Genomic DNA, 17269 nt, shown 5'->3' on the forward strand with positions numbered 1-17269 from the left:
GTTTTGAAAAAGTTTCGCGAAAAAAGCAGAGCCTATGAAGCCCTGCCTTTCTCCTTCTTTTATTGTTTTACTTTTTCCCGTAAGGCTCTCTTTAAAAATTTCCCTACTGATGTTTTCGGAATCTCCTCCAAAAACATGACATCATCGGGGAGCCACCATTTGGCAAACTGGGGCCGGAGAAAGTCAATAATGTCGTCCTTCGATGCACGATGGCTGTCTTTTAACACGACACAGGCCACCGGGCGTTCCTGCCATTTCGGATCGGCGACGGCAACCACGGCCGCTTCCTGTACTGCATCATGTGCCATAATCGCGTTCTCCAAATCCACAGATGATATCCATTCGCCGCCACTTTTGATCAAGTCTTTCGTGCGGTCGACAATTCGCAGGTTTCCTTCTTCATCAATGGTTACGACATCCCCAGTATGAAACCAGCCATCTTTAAAGGCTTCCGTGGTTCGTTCATCGTTGTAATATTCATCGGCAATCCATGGACCACGGATGAGCAATTCACCCATATCCTCGCCGTTCCAGTTCACTTCACCATTCTCATTGATCACTTTGATATCAATCCCCGGCACAACCATTCCTTGGGTGGAGCGAATATCCAACTGATCTTCTTGCGAGAGATCGTGTTGGTGGCTTTTAATCCGAGCGAGGGTGACGAGAGGGGTGGTCTCTGTCAGGCCGTATGCATGAACAAAGCGAATATCATGTTTCTTTTCAAATGTCTCAATCATGCCTTTAGGTGCCGCGGATCCTCCACACAGAACTGCCCTCAAACTGCTTGTATCATAATTTCCCTGTTCTAATTCTTGTAATAACCCAAGCCAAATGGTCGGAACACCCGCTGATATAGTCACTTGCTCCTCTTCAATTAATTCTGCCAATAATTTAGGGGTAAAATAAGGACCCGGTAACACTTGTTTTGAACCAAACCACGTCGATGAAAATGGCATCCCCCATGCATTCGCATGAAACATGGGAACAACGGGCATGCTGACATCGTTCTCAGAGGCTCCGGCCGAGTCGGCCAACCCAAGAGATAAAGTATGAAGAGCAATGCCGCGATGCGAATACATGACCCCTTTCGGCAACCCCGTCGTTGCAGATGTATAACACATGGCAGCCGGTTCATTTTCATCGATATCCCTTAAAAATTCATACGCTTCGTCACCGTCATGGAGGAGTGCTTCATAAGAATACAGCGGCTCAAGTGACGTTTCCGGAAGGGTGTCTTTGTCGGTCATCACCACGTACGTATGAACGGACGTAAGCTTATCTTTCACCCGTTCGATCAAAGGCAGCAAATCTTCGTCGATGAGAAGCACCCGGTCTTCCGCATGGTTAATCACATGCACGAGATGCTCTTCAGGAAGGCGAATATTGATCATGTGCACTACTGCGCCCATGCCGGGAACACCAAAATAAGCTTCGAGATGACGATGATGATTCCACGCGAAAGATCCGACGCGTTCCCCTCTTTGCACTCCTAACTTTTCAAGGGCGCTCGACAATGCGCGTGTTCGCTTGCCAATGTCTTTATATGTCAATCGGTGCGTGGTGTCCAACGTTCGTGAAACCACTTCTTTTTTCGGAAAATACGCCTCTGCCCGCTCCAACATCGGTGCGATTGTTAATGGTGTGTTCATCATTCGGCATCATCCTTTACCAAATTTTTTTCATCCCTCAACTCCTGCAACAATTCCTCTTTATGTTCCCCGAGTTTTGGTGCGGTCGACCGGATGGAGGGATGGCTTTTCGATAGTTTAATGGGAAAACCGATATGCTTTACCTCTCCTGCCGTCGGATGTTTAACGGTTTGTATCATCCCCCTTTCCTCCACTTGAGGATCATTGCCCACTTCCTCCATGGTCCATAACGGGGCGACACAAGCGTCTTTGTCTTCAAAAATTTCCATCCACTCTGATAATTCTTTTTGAGAAATAACCCCTTGAACGTCGGCTTTCATGTGATGCTGTTCCGCGATCGGAGCGTTGATATGGGGAATCAATGCTTCTTTTCCGATCGTCTCGCAAAATGTTTTCCAAAATTTCGGTTCCAGTGCTCCGACCGACAACCAACGTCCATCCTTCGTTTCATACACTTCATAACAGGCATTTCTTCCGGCGAGGGGCAACTCTTCTTTTTGAACAGGCTTTTGACGAACGAAATATTCCGGAAGAATCGTTTGCAACCAAGCGATGATCCCGTCCAACATGGAAACATCCACCATTTGCCCGCGGCCTGTTTCTTTTTTCTCCAATAAAGCGAGCAAAATGCCAACTACGGCAGGCAAAGCGCCTCCGCCAATATCGGCAATTTGGACAGCCGGGACGGCCGGTTTTTCGTTTGTTTCCCCCATTAAATGAAGAATGCCCGCATAACTCAAATAATTAATGTCATGGCCGGATTTATCGGCGTACGGTCCGGTTTGCCCGTACCCGGTAACCGCGCAATAGATAAGGCCGGGATTGATTTCTTTCAATGTTTCATAGTCGAGCTCTAACTTTTTCATCACCTGTGGCCGAAAGGACTCGACTACGACATCAGCGGTTTCAACCAGTTGCAGAAAAGCCTCTTTTTCTTCTTCCTCTTTTAAATTGAGGGTGATGCTTTTTTTGTTGCGGTTCAAAGAATGAAAAAGCGCTCCGTTTTCGTCAATTTTCGGCGGCATCGCACGGGCGTAATCGCCAATTTGTGTTTCTTCGATTTTAATGACCTCTGCGCCATAATCAGCAAGCATCATCGTCGCGTATGGTCCCGGTAAAAGACGAGTGAGATCGAGGACTCGAATCCCGCTGAGCGTCATTGCCATTTGCTTCTCCCCTTTTTCTTGATTATTATGGAAGCGCTATCACATCCTTTTTTATTATCGTAGCAGTTTGCGGGTGAATGGACAAGCACGAAGGGGCTTATACCTTCTTATCCTGCCAAAAAAATACAGCCCGATAACGGACTGTATCATTTACGATTTCGTCATTGTTTTTCTTCGCCTTCAATATCAACGTCTTCATCAGGGAGCGATTGCTCGAATTCTTCGCGTTTTTCCTCTAGTTCACGTTTGGATTCTTCCTGATAGTCAGGCTCAAACTCTTGCTGTTTGCTTTCCAAACGTAAAATGTCGTACTCGTTGCTTAACGCTTTGACGAGAGATATAGCAAGCAGTATCACCACGAACGCGAATGGAAATGCGGCAATGAGCATTGCCATCTCCAAGGCTTGCAGACCGCCGGAAAACAACAAGACAGCAGCTGTACCGGAAAGGATTGCGCCCCAAATGACTTTAATCTGCAAGGATGGGTTAAGTCTCCCCCCGGTCGTAAGCATGCCGAGCACGAATGTACCTGCATCGGCAGACGTCACGAAAAACGAGGCAATCAGTAACACTGCTATACCGATCACAATGACATCAAGCGGGAGGCTCTCCAAGAATGCAAATAGGGCAACTTCATCGCCCTCCGTTTGTACGAGCTCATATAACGCGCCTCCCACCGCATTATCGGTCTCAATGCCGGCAACGCCAAGAATAGCGAACCAAATCGCGCTAAACAAGAAAGGAACGGTTACAACTCCGATGACAAATTCCCGGATCGTTCTTCCTCTAGATACCCGAGCAATAAAGCTGCCAACGAACGCTGACCAGCCAATCCACCAAGCCCAATAAAAGAGCGTCCAATCATTGAGAAAATCCCGTTCACCGGTAAAGGCATTCATATCAAACGTCATGCTGGGGATATTTTGTAAATAATTCCCTGTTGTTGTCATAAACGAATCAATCATCTGCACCGATGATCCGAGCACAAATACAAATACCATCAGGCCAATCGCGACCACGATGTTCATCCAGCTTAAATAGCGGATCCCCTTATTGACACCGGTGACCGCCGAGGTGACAAACGCCACGGTGATGATCAGGACCACGAGTAACTGCGTAAATATATTGTTGTCTATTGCTTCAAAGCTAAAACTTAAACCAGCAGTTATCTGTGTCGCGCCCAAACCCAGGGACGTGGCGATCCCGAAGATAGTGCCAAAAACGGCCAAAACATCAACACTATGTCCCAGCGGCCCCTTGGCCCGCTCTCCCAATAGCGGGGTCAGTGCAGAACTCATAAGTATAGGAGAATGATGCCTGAATTTAAAATAAGCAAGGGCCAGACCAACAACGGCATATACAGCCCACGGATGAAATCCCCAATGGAATATCGTATGTTGTAGCGATTCCTCTGCAGCTGCCATCGAACCAGGATCCTCCGATGGCGGATTGTGGTAATGCGTCAATGGTTCGGTAACACCGAAGAATACCAAGCCAACGCCCATCCCCGCGGTGAAAAGAAAGGCAAACCACGTAAAATAACTGTATTCCGGTTTCTCATCCGGCCTTCCGAGTTTAATCCTTCCAAACGGGGTAACAACCATAAAGATGGCAAAAAGGACAAAGAACGTCATGACCAACATATAAAACCAACCAAGGTTGGTAGCTATAAAGCCATCGATAGCTCCAAGTATCGTCTCAACATTCTCGGGAAAAAAGGTACCCCATGCAATAAAGACGGCTGCAATGATTAATGACACCCAAAACACGATGCTTAACTTCCTACTTTTCATCCTAAGACCTCCTGGTTTTAGTATGACGAAAACTCATCCTAGTATAACGATTCGATTAAGAACCTTCAAGGATATGTACCCAATTTTTGTCGAAATAAACCACTTTATGTTGCAAGATTTACAAATATATCATATAAATAAGAACACTGCTGGAAACCATATGCGGCAAGAGGAATAGAAATAATTTAACACTTATGCCGCTTCCTTCCTTGGCAGTTTCCTTATAATGCCCGCCCATCTTTTTTTTATGTTGGTGTTCATCTCGAATGGTGATGATGCTCACGAAACCCAGGATAACAATCCCCACCATCGCTATCCAACCGGAAATTGTATACATGAGGGTCATCTCTTGGGTAACCAATGCAGGTACGAGAATGAGTAGCCATGTGACGCATCCGCCTAAAAACCAATTGCGGTTTTTTCCCACTGCAGTTCCTCCTCTTTCATTCACACGGCCTTGGCTTTCGTAGCGTTATACGGAAAAAATCCTTGATAAAAGCGCGGAGAATATCCGAACCGGGGCAAACTTCAGCCACCTCTGCAACCCAAAGTGAACGCTTTACTAGATAAGGTTGCTTAGGGAAGTCCGGCTAATCGACCCTTTTTGCGTTATTCCCCATAGGCGCATTTCTCAATTTCTTTTCGATGCGTTTGATCACTCAAAGCGCGTCAAACCTAGACCACATGATGAATAAGTGCCTTTTTTATTTTATTCTATATGGTTCAACTGCCCTTTCACTATCTCAGTCTCCATCATACATTAGTACTGAAACCTGTTGAAAGGGGGATTATCATGTACGGAGCAGGCGGAGGATTTGCGCTAATTGTTGTGCTGTTCATCCTTCTGATCATTGTAGGAACCTCGTTTGGCGGAGGAAAAGGATTCGGCGGGTATGGTTATTGCTAATCACTGTTTCTGTCAGCAAAAAGCTCCCGCTTACCAAGCGGGAGCTTTCCCATGGGTTCTTAGCTATACCAATTTTCGCTCCCAAAACCGATGGGCTGCAATCGCATCTATGAACGGTTGTACGAAATCCGTATGATTGTCCCCTTGTACGACGCCGAGACCATCCGCTAAGTTTACGTATTTCAGCCATTGTAACCCTTCGTTGCTGGCGGCAATTGGCTTGAAATGCTCAAATGCTTGTCTCATAAATTTGGTCGCGCCTCTTTCAAACATAGCATCGGCATTTTTGCCCCCATCTACATAGACAGCATCAAACACGACCGAAGCATCGGTTTGAAATGTATGCTTAGCCTCGACTTTACTGTCGTTGACACCCGTGATAGGGCCTAGCTTATCACTTAAAACCCTTGGATCCACGCCCGCTGCTGCCAAGCCGTCCATCACGGCTTCCACTTTCTGGCCGTCATAGCCTTCAGCGACAATAATAGCCACTTTACGCGTCTGCGCACTTTTCGTCGTATTCGCTTGGCTGAGAGCCGGCGATTGCTTCGTTTCCGTTGATCCCCCGGATGTTGGCGGTGTGCAGCCAATCGTTTCGGCAAAGGCTGCGGTCATGTCCACGTCTACATTGGCAAACATGTCAACGACCCTCTGTTGCAATTCTTTGCTCTTCACTTTGCCGATCTCGAATCGGAATGCATCAATGATGTGCTGTTTTTCCGGTTCGCTCATGCTGTTCCAGAACATTTTTGCTTGCGAAAAATGATCCTTGAAGCTATCACTGCGCGCGCGAATTTTATGGCCATCCACCTTTTCCTGATGATGGGCGAATCCGCCACTTTCTTCACTGACAGGGGAGGGAGAACCATTAGCCATTGCATTCTTATTATAGGAGACTTTTCCTACATTGATCGTCTGTCGATGGAAGCCGTCGCGTTGGTTATTGAAAAACGGGCAAACCGGGCGGTTAATCGGGATCTCATGGAAGTTTGGCCCGCTCAGACGCATCAATTGGGTGTCCAAATAGGAAAACAGCCGCCCTTGCAACATAGGATCATTGGAAAAATCTATTCCCGGGACGATATTCGCCGGATGAAAAGCCACTTGTTCCGTCTCCCCAAAAAAATAATCTACGTTGCGGTTTAACGTCATTTTTCCTACGATTTGCACCGGCACCTCTTCTTCCGGCCAAAGCTTCGTGCCATCCAAGACATCAAAATCAAATTTGAACTCGTCTTTTTCATCAATGATCTGCATCCCAAGTTCAAACTCCGCAGGATTGCCCATGTTAATGTTGTCCCACAAGTCGCGGCGATTAAAATCAGGGTCTGCACCGCCGATGATTTCCGCCTCCTCCCACGCAAGGGAATGGACACCCAACATGGGCTTCCAATGGAATTTCACAAAGAATGCTTGGCCTTCCTCGTTGATGAGGCGGAATGTATTCACCCCGAACCCTTCCATCATGCGAAAACTTCTCGGTAACGCGCGATCGCTCATGAGCCACATAATCATATGGGTGGTTTCCTGATTTTGTGTCACCCAATCCCAAAACGTATCGTGGGCAGCGGTCGCCTGGGGGATTTCATTATCGGGTTCCGGTTTAATCGCGTGAACGATATCAGGAAATTTAATCCCATCCTGAATAAAAAAAACCGGCATATTATTTGCGACCAAATCGTAGTTACCTTCTTCTGTGTAAAATTTCGTCGCAAAGCCGCGGACATCCCGAGGGGTGTCCTTCGAGCCGCGATTGCCGACAACAGTGGAAAATCTTACAAATACCGGTGTTTTCACACTTGGATCCTGTAGAAACTTTGCCTTCGTAAACGGCTTCATCGATTCGTAGACTTCAAATTCACCATGGGCGGCAAAACCGCGGGCGTGCACGACCCGTTCCGGTATGCGCTCATTATCGAAATGCGTCATCTTTTCCCGAAAATGAAAATCCTCCATCAGGGTCGGCCCGCGCTCTCCCGCTGTTAACGAAAATTCATCCTCGCTCATTTTGAGCCCTTGATTGGTCGTCAGTGGCTTGTCTCGATTATCATAACTTCGATACGCTTCCAGCTGTTCATTCTTGCTGTTTTCGCTAAAATTTTCTTCTTCTTCATTGATGTTTTTTTTCTCCGTCACATTGACACACTCCTCGTATAGTAAGTTTAAGCCCTTCAAATCTTGGGCAAATTCCACAAGATATTTTGTAGATTCATATGGTTTTTCCTTGGATGTCTCTAGATATTTCTAGATAATGATCATAGGATCATTTGGGACAATTCTTTTCTCTCCTGTGGTTCGACCACAACTAAAGACTGTCTCTCAGTGTACGTGCGGCACTTCCTACTCGCAGGCTGAGCCCTCGGCCTCTTGAACTCAGGGGAAGCAGCCCCTGGGGCGGCTTTCAATGCCGATGGAGTTCTGATACACGAGGTTGATGATCGGCGTTCACACTAGAGATATCTCGAGGCGTCCAAAGAACGACCGAATGATTCTACAATGAAAGGAGGAATCCCCCCATGCGAATGTTTGTCGGGCTTGACGTTAGCTCGTTTGATATGAAAGTGTGTGTGCTTGATCAAGAAGGTGATCAGCTTTCGGTTTTTACGGTTTCCAATGACTGGCCGGGTGCCCAGGTGCTCAAAGAACGGTTGCTCGAGCTCTTGGCCGATACAGAGGTTGACATCCTAAAGATCGGTCTGGAGTCCACATCCGTCTACAGTTTTCATCCATCCATGTTCTTGCATGATGACGATGATTTAAAACCCTATGGCGCCCAAGTCTTTGTGATCAATCCGAAGCAGATCGCCAACTTTAAAAAGAGCTTCGCAGACATGAACAAGACCGATGAGATTGACGCCTTTGTGATCGCCGATTATATGCGTTTCGGGCGCAATCAGATGTCCGTTGTCAAAGAAAGCCAATACGTGGCTCTCCAGCAGTTGACACGTTCGCGTTATCACTTGACCAAAGCGATGACGAAAGAGAAACAACACTTCTTGCAGCACTTGGAGTATAAATGCAACACCTTTTCCAAAGAAGTGGATTCATCGGTGTTTGGCCATGCTATGATGGAACTCTTTCTTGAAAAATACAGCCTGGATGAACTTGCCCAGCTTCCGCTTGAGGACCTGGCTCGGTTTCTTCAAGAGAAAGGGAGAAATCGTTTTCCCGATCCGGAAGCTGTCGCCGCATCCATCCAGAAAGCCGTCCGTTCATCGTACCGATTGGACAAAGTGGTCGAAGATTCCATCGATGTACTTTTAGGAACGTCCATTGAGCTCATTCGTTCCTTCCAAAAGCAAATCAAGGCGATCGATCAGTCCATTACTCGAATCATGAAAGGACTGACGCAGACGCTGGAATCAATCCCGGGCATTGGTCCGGTCTTCGCCGCAGGCATCATTGCCGAACTCGGTCAGATTGACCGGTTTCCCGATGAAACAAAAATAGCTAAATATGCGGGACTGTACTGGCGAAAACACCAGTCCGGGCGGTTTACCGCCGAAGATACTTCACTGACACGTCAAGGGAACCATTATTTGCGTTATTACCTCGTTGAAGCCGCCAACTCGGTACGAAGGCAAATTCCGGAATACCAAGTCTTTTATCAGAAGAAGTATCAAGAAGTCCCGAAACATCAACACAAACGTGCACTCGTGCTCACGGCAAGAAAACTCGTGCGATTGGTGGATGCGCTGCTACGCAAAAACCAACTCTTTACGCCAGAAAGGGGCGTGAACCTCTGACCGACATCGGCTGAGGGCTAGCCTTTCATTTTACCAGTATTTTACATTTTATTACTGGTGTTGTTCAGTGCGCGCTTTTTTCGCCTAAATGTCCTTTGACAACTTCATTTACTGTGATTTTGAACTTGACATATTACCGCAGGTCTTTTTCTGAGTAAAACGCAAGCGTCCTTAGTAAACAAGGCGCTTGCGCTGGGTCCCCCAAAGCTACACGGTTTGCTGTTTCAAAACCGGATATATCGCTCCTACATTTTGGATATCCATGGCCGGGGCAGGCGCGAGTGGATAATACCCCTTGTTCACCATGTATTGCCAAATGTCATACGCATGATGGCTGCTGTTCAAAAAGGCATTCTCAAGAAACGTGCGCAATTCCGGGTTTGCACATTCAAAGGCTGCATGTGCATATTTTGTACCCGCTGCCTTTTGATTGAGCAAATAGGCAGTTGCGATTTCCCGATCATTCGGCTGTTGTTCCGTCAAGCGCATTTCTGCCGGCGGAAGCGGGTTTACCGGTGTTTCCGTATAGCTCGTTAAATTCGGAGTATACGTGTCCGGTTGAAACGTGGAGATATCGGGTGCGGCGGCACCTTGTAAAAACTCCACCTTCATATTATAATCGTCGACATGCTTTGGGAAGTGTTGGGTAAGCATTTGCTGTAGTTCCGGGTCCTGGGCTTGTTTCATCCAAGTGGACATACAGGAAACGGTGTTGAAGCAACTCATGGTCAGTTCGCTTAATTCATGAAATTCATGTCCGGCTAATTGCATATATTTCTCCTCCAAATGTCAAATATTATTCCGCAAACATAGGCTCTCCGCACGTTTATGGATTTATTCACCTTTTCCAGCTCGTCCATATGACGATAAGGATAGAGCTTTGGACCTCGACCCATGATTCACTTTAACGTTCTCGAAGTGCTATACTTACAGCTGATAACGGATTTCCCGCCTGGATATAGAGGAGGATTTTTAAATGTGCGGCCGTTTTACTTTATATGAACAAATTAAAAACATTCAAGCACGCTTTGGGATTGACGTCAGTGCGATTGAGGAAGCAACGCCCAGCTTTAACATCGCCCCTTCCCAATCGGTACTCGCGGTGATCAATGACGGGGAGCAAAATCGGCTGGGGCGGTTGCGATGGGGTTTGATCCCCTATTGGGCAAAAGATACATCCATCGGCAATAAAATGATAAATGCACGTGCAGAAACAGTCTCGGAAAAGAACAGCTTTAAACACGCATTCAAACGACGGCGTTGCCTCATCCCGGCAAACGGTTTTTATGAATGGAAAACCATTGATGGAAAAAAACAGCCGTATCACATTCAAATGAATGAAGAATTATTTGGGTTCGCCGGTTTGTGGGAGAAATGGACAGACGGGGAAGAAACGATTTTTTCCTGTACGATTTTAACGACAGAAGCAAATGACCTGATGAACGACATTCACCATCGCATGCCTGTCATCTTGCCTAAGGAACACGAAACAACATGGCTCAATCCCAACAATCGGGACCCAGCCACACTCCATCAACTTCTGTTCCCACTGGAATCAAAAAAGATGAACGCCTATGCCGTTTCCACAGACGTCAACAGCCCGAAAAACAACCATGAATCACTCCTTAACTCCATTTGATATCACTATGGAACGCCGACCTGAATGTCCATTAAACATTGCACCCCCATGCTGGCTGATCGCCACCTTCATTGGTACATTGAACGCTCCATCGTACCCCAAGTCGGCTGATGGCTGCCTTCCGGGGTACGTTGTTTGCTCCATTGTACCGCAAGTCGGCTGATCGCTGCCTTCCGGGGTACGTTGTTTGCTCCATTGTACCCCAAGTCGGCTGATGGCTACCTTCCGGGGTGCGTTGTTCGCTCCATCGTACCCCAAGTCGGCTGATCGCTGCCTTCCGGGTGCGTTGTTTGCTCCATCGTACCCCAAGTCAGCTGATTGCTGCCTTCCGGGGTACGTTGTTTGCTCCATTGTACCCCAAATCGGCTGATTGCTACCTTCTGGGGTTCGTTGTACGCTCTTTCGTACCCCGAGCTGGCTGATTGCTACCTTCTGGGGTTCGTTGTTCGCTCCATTGTACCCCAAGTCGGCTGATTGCCACCTTCTGGGGTTCGTTGTTCGCTCCATTGTACCCCAAGTCGGCTGATTGCTACCTTCTGGGGTTCGTTGTTCGCTCCATTGTACCCCAAGTCAGCTGATTGCTACCTTCTGGGGGTCGTTGTTTGCTCCAATTAACCTTTTGGATCTCAAACGACAGAGGCCAGATATTAATAAAACCCCTTCCGTAGAAGGGGCTCCGCTAATCTGTGTCTTCCTCGACGATATCCTGTTGTGCATCGAGTTCGTAATCCGCCCCTTCGGAATAATTATTTGACGCATCCCAAAGGAGGAACTCGTAAATATCATTATCATAAAGGGCCTGGATTTGCGCCTCCACTTCATCGGCGCCGTATTCCATCCAGTCGCCATCCGGTAAATAGGAAGCGGTAAAGTCCTGAAGCCAAGGTCTAGAGAGCGGTGGGTTCTCCATGCCATCCATGAGTTCGTTTTCCAATTGCGCATATTCATCAATAATATTATAAGGTTCAAGATCTGGTTGATCGATGCCAAAATGCGGCGTCCAGTGGCTTGGATAAATCATCGACGACATAATATCAACGTTTTCAGCAATTTCCGTGAAGTTTTGCCCGATCCCCGGCGTTTCTTCTACCGTTGCCGCGTAACCGAAGATATCAGCCGAAACTTTCACCCCATAAGGCCTTAACTCTTCACGAGCGTACTCCACGAAGTCGGTGACAGCGGCTACCCGATTTTGAACATTATCCTCACCGGAATCGGCATAATTGCCTTCCGTATATTCGAGGTCTTCATCACGGTTTTCAAATCCTTCGGGAAAGCGAATATAATCAAGCTGAATCTCTTTGAAGCCTGCCTCGGCCGCTTCTTTTGCTACTTCAATATTGTACTCCCACACTTCTTCGGAAAACGGATTGACAAACGATTCCCCGCTGTTGTTGGCCCATACATCTCCATTGTCCAAAAAGGAAAGCCCCGGTTCTTCCTCGGCCAACTCTGTATCTTTGAAAACAACAAGCCTGGCAATGGGATAGATGTCATTTTCCTCGAAGGTATCCATCATCCCGTCCATGTCGCCGATGATCTCATTGGTATTAGCCTGCACACGCTCATCGTCTGAATCCGTATCATAGGTGACAAACCCGTGATCATCTTTAACGTCCACCACAATGCTATTCAATGCGGTATCATTAACAAGGTTGATGAGATCGTCAGCTCTGTCGCCTCCCATGGAATGACCGGTTGAGTAAATCCCCTTGACCCCGTCCTCCGGGTATTCGATATCAACACCACTATCATATGTAAAACGATCGGGAATCAAGTATGGAAGCGAGAGCAAGTCATCGTCGTTTAACTCGTACAATGTTTCTCCTTCTTCTTCCTCTTCTTCGCCAGTCTCTTGTTCTTCCGCATCTTCTTCTGCGGCAACCGGTGTATGATAACTGCCAAAAGCAACAGCCCCGGCTAATAAAGCAATGGTCATTTTTTTGCTCATGTGCTCGCCTCCTCCGATATCTCGACGTCTTCAAGCGCGGATTCCGCTGCCAATAACTCATCATGAACGTTATCTAGGAGCTGGTGGACGTTTTCCCGTGAATCGTTAATGGACTCAATGCCATCCGCGAGAAATTCAAAATCGTCATCCTCGCCTAGACCGGTGAAATATTCTTCTTGGAACTGAAGTTCCGAACTGTATGCTTCAATATACTCTTCCAGTTCATTATGTAAGGAAGCCGTTTGTTCATTTAACTGTTCCAGGTCATCAACGGGAAGTTCTTCGCTATCGCCATCTTCGAGCACAACTTCTATGATTTCATTTTCCATCTGCATGGTTTGCGAGGCATCGTTGATTGCTCCCAAATGGGACTCTCTCTCTTCTAGGCTTGAGAACACTTGCGCTTCCCGTTCCGAAAAAAGTTCAGACTCGTTTTCAGCCAAGTCTTCTTCAAATTCCTCTTGCATTCCTTCCTCTAACGCCAGTATGTCATTAATGTTAGCAATGACGTTATCTTTTTGATTTTCTATTTCAGCCACCGATGAAGTTGCATCTTCTATGCTGACTGATTCGCTGCAACCTGCAAGCAAAATACCGGCACACCAAGTGATGGCGGCCGTTTGGGCCATTCTTTTCATTGGAACCCCCTCCATTTTTTTCTATAAAGCTTGTTCTAAGTATACCAGTTACAAACGTATTACAAAACGATATTTTCCAGTCTTTTTTTACTTTTTTTCAACTGCCATCAGCTATATAATGGTTTATAATGCTATTTTTTATTATTTGATGTCCGACGGGGAAGGATCCTATTATGTAAGGGAGAAAAACGGTGTTCGGACTTCCAAAGGAGTGTGAAATTGCCATGAATATTTACGTCGACGCGGATGCTTGCCCGGTAAAAGATATCATCATTGAAGAAGCCCGCGCCGCAAATATACCGGTTGTCTTGGTGAAGAGTTTCAATCATTACTCATTGGACGATCAACCGAACGGTGTCGAAACGATCTACGTGGATACCGGCGCGGACGCTGCCGATTATCGGATCATGCAGCTCGCCTGCCCCCATGACCTCATCGTCACGCAAGATTATGGCCTCGCTGCACTAGGACTGGCAAAACATTGCATAGTCCTCCACCATAACGGCTTCGTCTATTCAAATGAAAACATCGAATCATTGCTCAACAGCCGCCATACCCAAGCAAAAATGCGAAGAAGCGGCCAAAAAACAAAAGGACCAAAGCTTTTCACCGACGAAGACCGGGAACGATTTAAGGCAACACTGCAACGAGCGATTGGATCTTGAGTGGTGAGAATTGTCGTTTGCGGGACGGTACATTCGAGGATCTCGGGCGGGGCTTACTTCATTACGTGAACATCTCATGGCGACCGGCAAGAAGTCTTCGGGCGCTTTACAGGCTTCATGAAACTCCGATGACGACCTAACACTTCGATGGTGACGGTTCACGGGCTTCATGAAACTCCCATGGTAACCTAGCACTTCGATGATGACGGTTCGCAGGCTTCATGAAACCCCCATGACGACCGGCGCTTACGCTTTCTGCCCGTTTCGGTCGCCATGCGCCTCTCCTCCGCTTGACCGCACGCACCCATCCATTAAAAAAACGAGGCTTTCACGCCTCGCTTTTTCTAATACGTTTGCTCTACGTTGTACATCTCATCATTTTCCAATTCAACGAAGAATTCCAATTTGTAAATGTCATCTTCATTTAGCTCCAACGCGGAAATCAACTCCTGGGCCATCTCTTCGTCATCCTGCTGGGTATCCAGTTGGAGGTTTTCGAGCATTCCTTCGATCTCTTCTCTCGCTTCTTCTCCTTCGCTCGAGTCGCCTTCTTTTTCTACCTCGGCGTCCACTTCGTCATTCTCCGCTTCATACTCAAACTCCCACTCGGTATCATCCGTAAATTGAATTTCCATTTCCAATTCACGAACCCCTTTGTCAAGCGCCGTTTCACCGTCACCGGCGCCATTTCCTTCCTCCATATCATCCATCTCGTTTTCCATGTTCGGATCGTCGGCAACCATATCGTTGCTCAAATCTTCGGTCATGTCACCGTTATCATCATTTCCATTCGCTTCACCATTCATATCGTCTCCGTTGTCCATGGCACCGCCATTTCCGTTTCCGTTTCCGTTCATATCTCCGTTCCCATTCATCTCGTCGCCCCCGTTTTGATTGTCAGCAGCCCCGCAAGCCGACAACAAAACCGCAAGAACAAGGGTCATCATTTTTTTCCACTGCATAGGATTGGATCCTCCTTGTAAGTAAGGGTTGTAGGTTCGCACTTAGCTTGCCCGCTTCCCGCAAACTTAAACAACATTTCTATGCAGTTTCTTCATTTTTTCCAAACCCTTGCTCAAATGGCTGCAAAATCTGAACGAACCGAGACGAGCATGGCGGTCAAATCTTCCAGGTCCGCCTCATCCGCATGCCGTTGCATACGAACCCCATAATCCTGCAACAGCCGACGCGTCTCCAAACCGACGCTGACCACGGTTTTATCCGCGCACCAAACCGCGAGCTCCTCATCCAAATTCCGCGCAAGGGCATGCACTTGACCGGGAGCCGTAAACAAGACCGTATTGATCCAATCATCGGCAACCAGCCGTGAAAAAACATCATTTTTCACCCTAGACGGCTGCATATCAACGATTTGCCAATGCGAAGCACTGTTTTCCGAACGCGCGCCGACCGTTAATTCAGGCTCCCCGTCCCCCTCCGGCGGCAGCCCATAAGCCCTCAGCGCCTCTTCCGTATCAACATCTGCCCCAGTCACATACGCAGGCAACCGGCGTAAATCATACCCTTCGGCTTTCCAATGCTGTAAAAAAAAGCCAACACTACACGCGTCTTCGAAATGTACACGCTGATAAGCCGTCAACGGCGCAGGGAGACGGTTCCGCTTGAACGTAAACACACCCCCGGGATAAGAAAAAACATGCGCGCCGAGGCGCGTCAACATACGGGTGGTTTCTTCCCGGCCGGTTACGCCCTCGCCGGCCCATAACACACTTGTGCCCTGTAAAAGCAAATCCTCATACCACTGCAAATCCGCTTGAAATCGGGCGGTTTCCCCTATGATAACGAGCGCGGGGTTGGTCAGCATTTTTGCTTCCACTTCGTTTGCAATCGTCTGGACCGTGCCGTTCACTGTTCGCTGCTTTGAAGTGGTCCCCCATTGCACAACAACGACGGGGGTTTCAATGCTCCACCCTTCGCTCGCGAGCCGATCCATCCAAAAAGGAAGGTAATGCATGCCCATGTAAAAAATCAAAGTATCCGCCCGAGGAAGGACCACATCGGACAATGGCGTTTCTTCGCGGGCGTGCCCGGTCACAAAAGCGACACTGGTACTCAGGGAACGGTATGTAGCCGGAACCCCCGCATACGAAGCGCCTGCAAGCCCGGCGGTAAGGCCGGGGACGACCTCATAAGGAATGCCTGCCGATCGAAGTTCCTCCGCTTCTTCTCCAAGATGGGCAAACACCCCCGGGTCCCCGCCTTTTAAGCGAACGACAAATTGCCCTTCCCGTGCATAACGCACAAGCATCGCCTGAATGGTCGATTGCCGGGTGGCATGCCCTCTCGGAATTTTTCCGCTGTAAACGCGAGTCGCCGTTTCTTTTGTATGTTCCAATAAAAGCGGGTGGACAAGACGGTCATACACAATAACGTCCGCACGTTCCAATAACGTTTTTCCCTTTTCCGTCACCAGTCCCGGGTCTCCCGGACCGGCGCCGACAATGGCCACGCTTCCTTTCATCTTGTTCCCGCCTTTCCCGGGGCGCTTATGAGAGCCGCAAGAGAGTCCCTAGCTTTTCGACAAGCTCGTGCACATTATCCTCAGTCGAACGATCACCCGTTTGCAATGTAATTTCCGGTTTCTCTGGTGCCTCATAAGGGGCGCTGATCCCGGTAAAGGACGGAATTTCCCCGCTGCGCGCTTTTTTGTACAGCCCCTTCGGATCCCGTTCTTCACACGTTTCCAGCGGGCAATCGACGAACACTTCAATAAAATGCCCTTCAGGCAAACGTTCCCTCGCACTTGCCCGATCGTCGGCATAGGGCGAAATAAATGCAGTGCTTACGATGTGGCCGGCATCGACGAACAGACGGGCAACTTCACTGATGCGACGAATATTTTCCACCCGGTCTTCCTCGGCAAAGCCAAGATCGCTGTTCAAGCCATGGCGAACATTGTCCCCATCCAAAACGTAACTTCGATACCCATGATCATGAAAATAACGGTCAATGGCATTTGCAAGCGTTGATTTCCCCGAACCGGACAAGCCCGTAAACCACAACACAAACGCGGAATGGTTATTTTGCCGCTCCCGTTCCGTCTGGGATACGGCAGCGTCGTGCCACACAATATCTGCGTTGCTCATCTCTT

Annotated in this window: 16 protein-coding genes; 4 read left to right on the plus strand and 12 right to left on the minus strand. The window is 48.0% G+C overall.

Annotation, left to right across the window (positions count from 1 at the left end; genetic code table 11):
- Positions 1 to 59 precede the first annotated feature (59 nt).
- The 4 genes from EPH95_RS05685 to EPH95_RS05700 all read right to left on the minus strand — a co-directional run bounded on the left by EPH95_RS05685 (position 60) and on the right by EPH95_RS05700 (position 5038).
- Positions 60 to 1655: a long-chain fatty acid--CoA ligase gene (locus tag EPH95_RS05685; protein WP_142088080.1), complete on the minus strand. Its 1596-nt coding sequence runs from the start codon at positions 1653 to 1655 to the stop codon at positions 60 to 62.
- Positions 1652 to 2818, minus strand: a complete 1167-nt coding sequence (locus EPH95_RS05690) for a CaiB/BaiF CoA transferase family protein (RefSeq protein WP_227004063.1) — start codon at positions 2816 to 2818, stop codon at positions 1652 to 1654. The genes EPH95_RS05685 and EPH95_RS05690 overlap by 4 nt, the downstream gene beginning before the upstream one ends.
- 161 nt (positions 2819 to 2979) lie before the next feature.
- Positions 2980 to 4611 (minus strand): BCCT family transporter, encoded by a 1632-nt coding sequence (locus EPH95_RS05695; RefSeq protein ID WP_142088082.1) that lies wholly within the window; start codon positions 4609 to 4611, stop codon positions 2980 to 2982.
- Between the two features lie 118 nt (positions 4612 to 4729).
- A complete protein-coding gene (locus EPH95_RS05700; RefSeq protein ID WP_142088084.1) occupies positions 4730 to 5038 on the minus strand; it encodes a hypothetical protein in 309 nt (102 codons plus the stop codon).
- 366 nt (positions 5039 to 5404) lie between these two features.
- Between EPH95_RS05700 and EPH95_RS05705 the strand changes: the two genes are divergently transcribed.
- On the plus strand, positions 5405 to 5518 hold the full coding sequence (locus tag EPH95_RS05705) for a YjcZ family sporulation protein (RefSeq protein WP_142088086.1): 114 nt from the start codon (positions 5405 to 5407) through the stop codon (positions 5516 to 5518).
- Positions 5519 to 5581: 63 nt separating this feature from the next.
- Here EPH95_RS05705 and EPH95_RS05710 read toward each other — a convergent pair whose 3' ends face one another.
- Positions 5582 to 7654: a catalase gene (locus EPH95_RS05710; protein ID WP_227004064.1), complete on the minus strand. Its 2073-nt coding sequence runs from the start codon at positions 7652 to 7654 to the stop codon at positions 5582 to 5584.
- A gap of 380 nt (positions 7655 to 8034) precedes the next feature.
- Here EPH95_RS05710 and EPH95_RS05715 point away from each other — a divergent pair, with 380 nt between their 5' ends.
- The gene (locus tag EPH95_RS05715) at positions 8035 to 9264 is read left to right on the plus strand and encodes an IS110 family RNA-guided transposase (protein ID WP_142086371.1); all 1230 of its coding nucleotides are present in this window, start codon (positions 8035 to 8037) and stop codon (positions 9262 to 9264) included.
- A gap of 207 nt (positions 9265 to 9471) precedes the next feature.
- Here the strand turns inward: EPH95_RS05715 and EPH95_RS05720 are convergent, their stop codons facing one another.
- The gene (locus EPH95_RS05720; protein ID WP_142088088.1) at positions 9472 to 10035 is read right to left on the minus strand and encodes a spore coat protein; all 564 of its coding nucleotides are present in this window, start codon (positions 10033 to 10035) and stop codon (positions 9472 to 9474) included.
- A 205-nt stretch (positions 10036 to 10240) separates the two neighbouring features.
- Between EPH95_RS05720 and EPH95_RS05725 the strand changes: the two genes are divergently transcribed.
- Complete coding sequence (locus EPH95_RS05725; protein ID WP_142088091.1) at positions 10241 to 10903, plus strand: SOS response-associated peptidase; 663 nt, start codon at positions 10241 to 10243, stop codon at positions 10901 to 10903.
- On the opposite strand, the gene EPH95_RS05730 is transcribed toward EPH95_RS05725, so the two are convergent.
- From EPH95_RS05730 to EPH95_RS05740, 3 genes are all read right to left on the minus strand, one after another.
- The gene (locus EPH95_RS05730; protein ID WP_160141638.1) at positions 10883 to 11410 is read right to left on the minus strand and encodes a hypothetical protein; all 528 of its coding nucleotides are present in this window, start codon (positions 11408 to 11410) and stop codon (positions 10883 to 10885) included. The genes EPH95_RS05725 and EPH95_RS05730 overlap by 21 nt on opposite strands.
- Positions 11411 to 11582: 172 nt before the next feature.
- On the minus strand, positions 11583 to 12854 hold the full coding sequence (locus EPH95_RS05735; RefSeq protein WP_142088095.1) for a putative glycoside hydrolase: 1272 nt from the start codon (positions 12852 to 12854) through the stop codon (positions 11583 to 11585).
- Entirely contained in the window at positions 12851 to 13492 is a 642-nt protein-coding gene (locus EPH95_RS05740; RefSeq protein WP_142088098.1) for a YkyA family protein, read from the minus strand. Before EPH95_RS05740 ends, EPH95_RS05735 begins: the two co-directional genes overlap by 4 nt.
- A 224-nt stretch (positions 13493 to 13716) precedes the next feature.
- On the opposite strand from EPH95_RS05740, the gene EPH95_RS05745 reads away from it, so the two are divergent.
- The gene (locus tag EPH95_RS05745; protein WP_142088100.1) at positions 13717 to 14157 is read left to right on the plus strand and encodes a YaiI/YqxD family protein; all 441 of its coding nucleotides are present in this window, start codon (positions 13717 to 13719) and stop codon (positions 14155 to 14157) included.
- Positions 14158 to 14501: 344 nt separating this feature from the next.
- On the opposite strand, the gene EPH95_RS05750 is transcribed toward EPH95_RS05745, so the two are convergent.
- From EPH95_RS05750 to cysC, 3 genes are all read right to left on the minus strand, one after another.
- Positions 14502 to 15119, minus strand: coding sequence for a YusW family protein (locus tag EPH95_RS05750; RefSeq protein WP_142088102.1), 618 nt, complete (start codon positions 15117 to 15119; stop codon positions 14502 to 14504).
- A gap of 113 nt (positions 15120 to 15232) precedes the next feature.
- Entirely contained in the window at positions 15233 to 16639 is a 1407-nt protein-coding gene (cobA, locus tag EPH95_RS05755; protein WP_142088104.1) for a uroporphyrinogen-III C-methyltransferase, read from the minus strand.
- A gap of 25 nt (positions 16640 to 16664) precedes the next feature.
- A complete protein-coding gene (gene cysC / locus EPH95_RS05760) occupies positions 16665 to 17264 on the minus strand; it encodes an adenylyl-sulfate kinase (protein ID WP_142088106.1) in 600 nt (199 codons plus the stop codon).
- Positions 17265 to 17269 lie beyond the last annotated feature (5 nt).

Source organism: Salicibibacter halophilus (genome assembly GCF_006740705.1).
GTDB lineage: Bacteria > Bacillota > Bacilli > Bacillales > Marinococcaceae > Salicibibacter > Salicibibacter halophilus.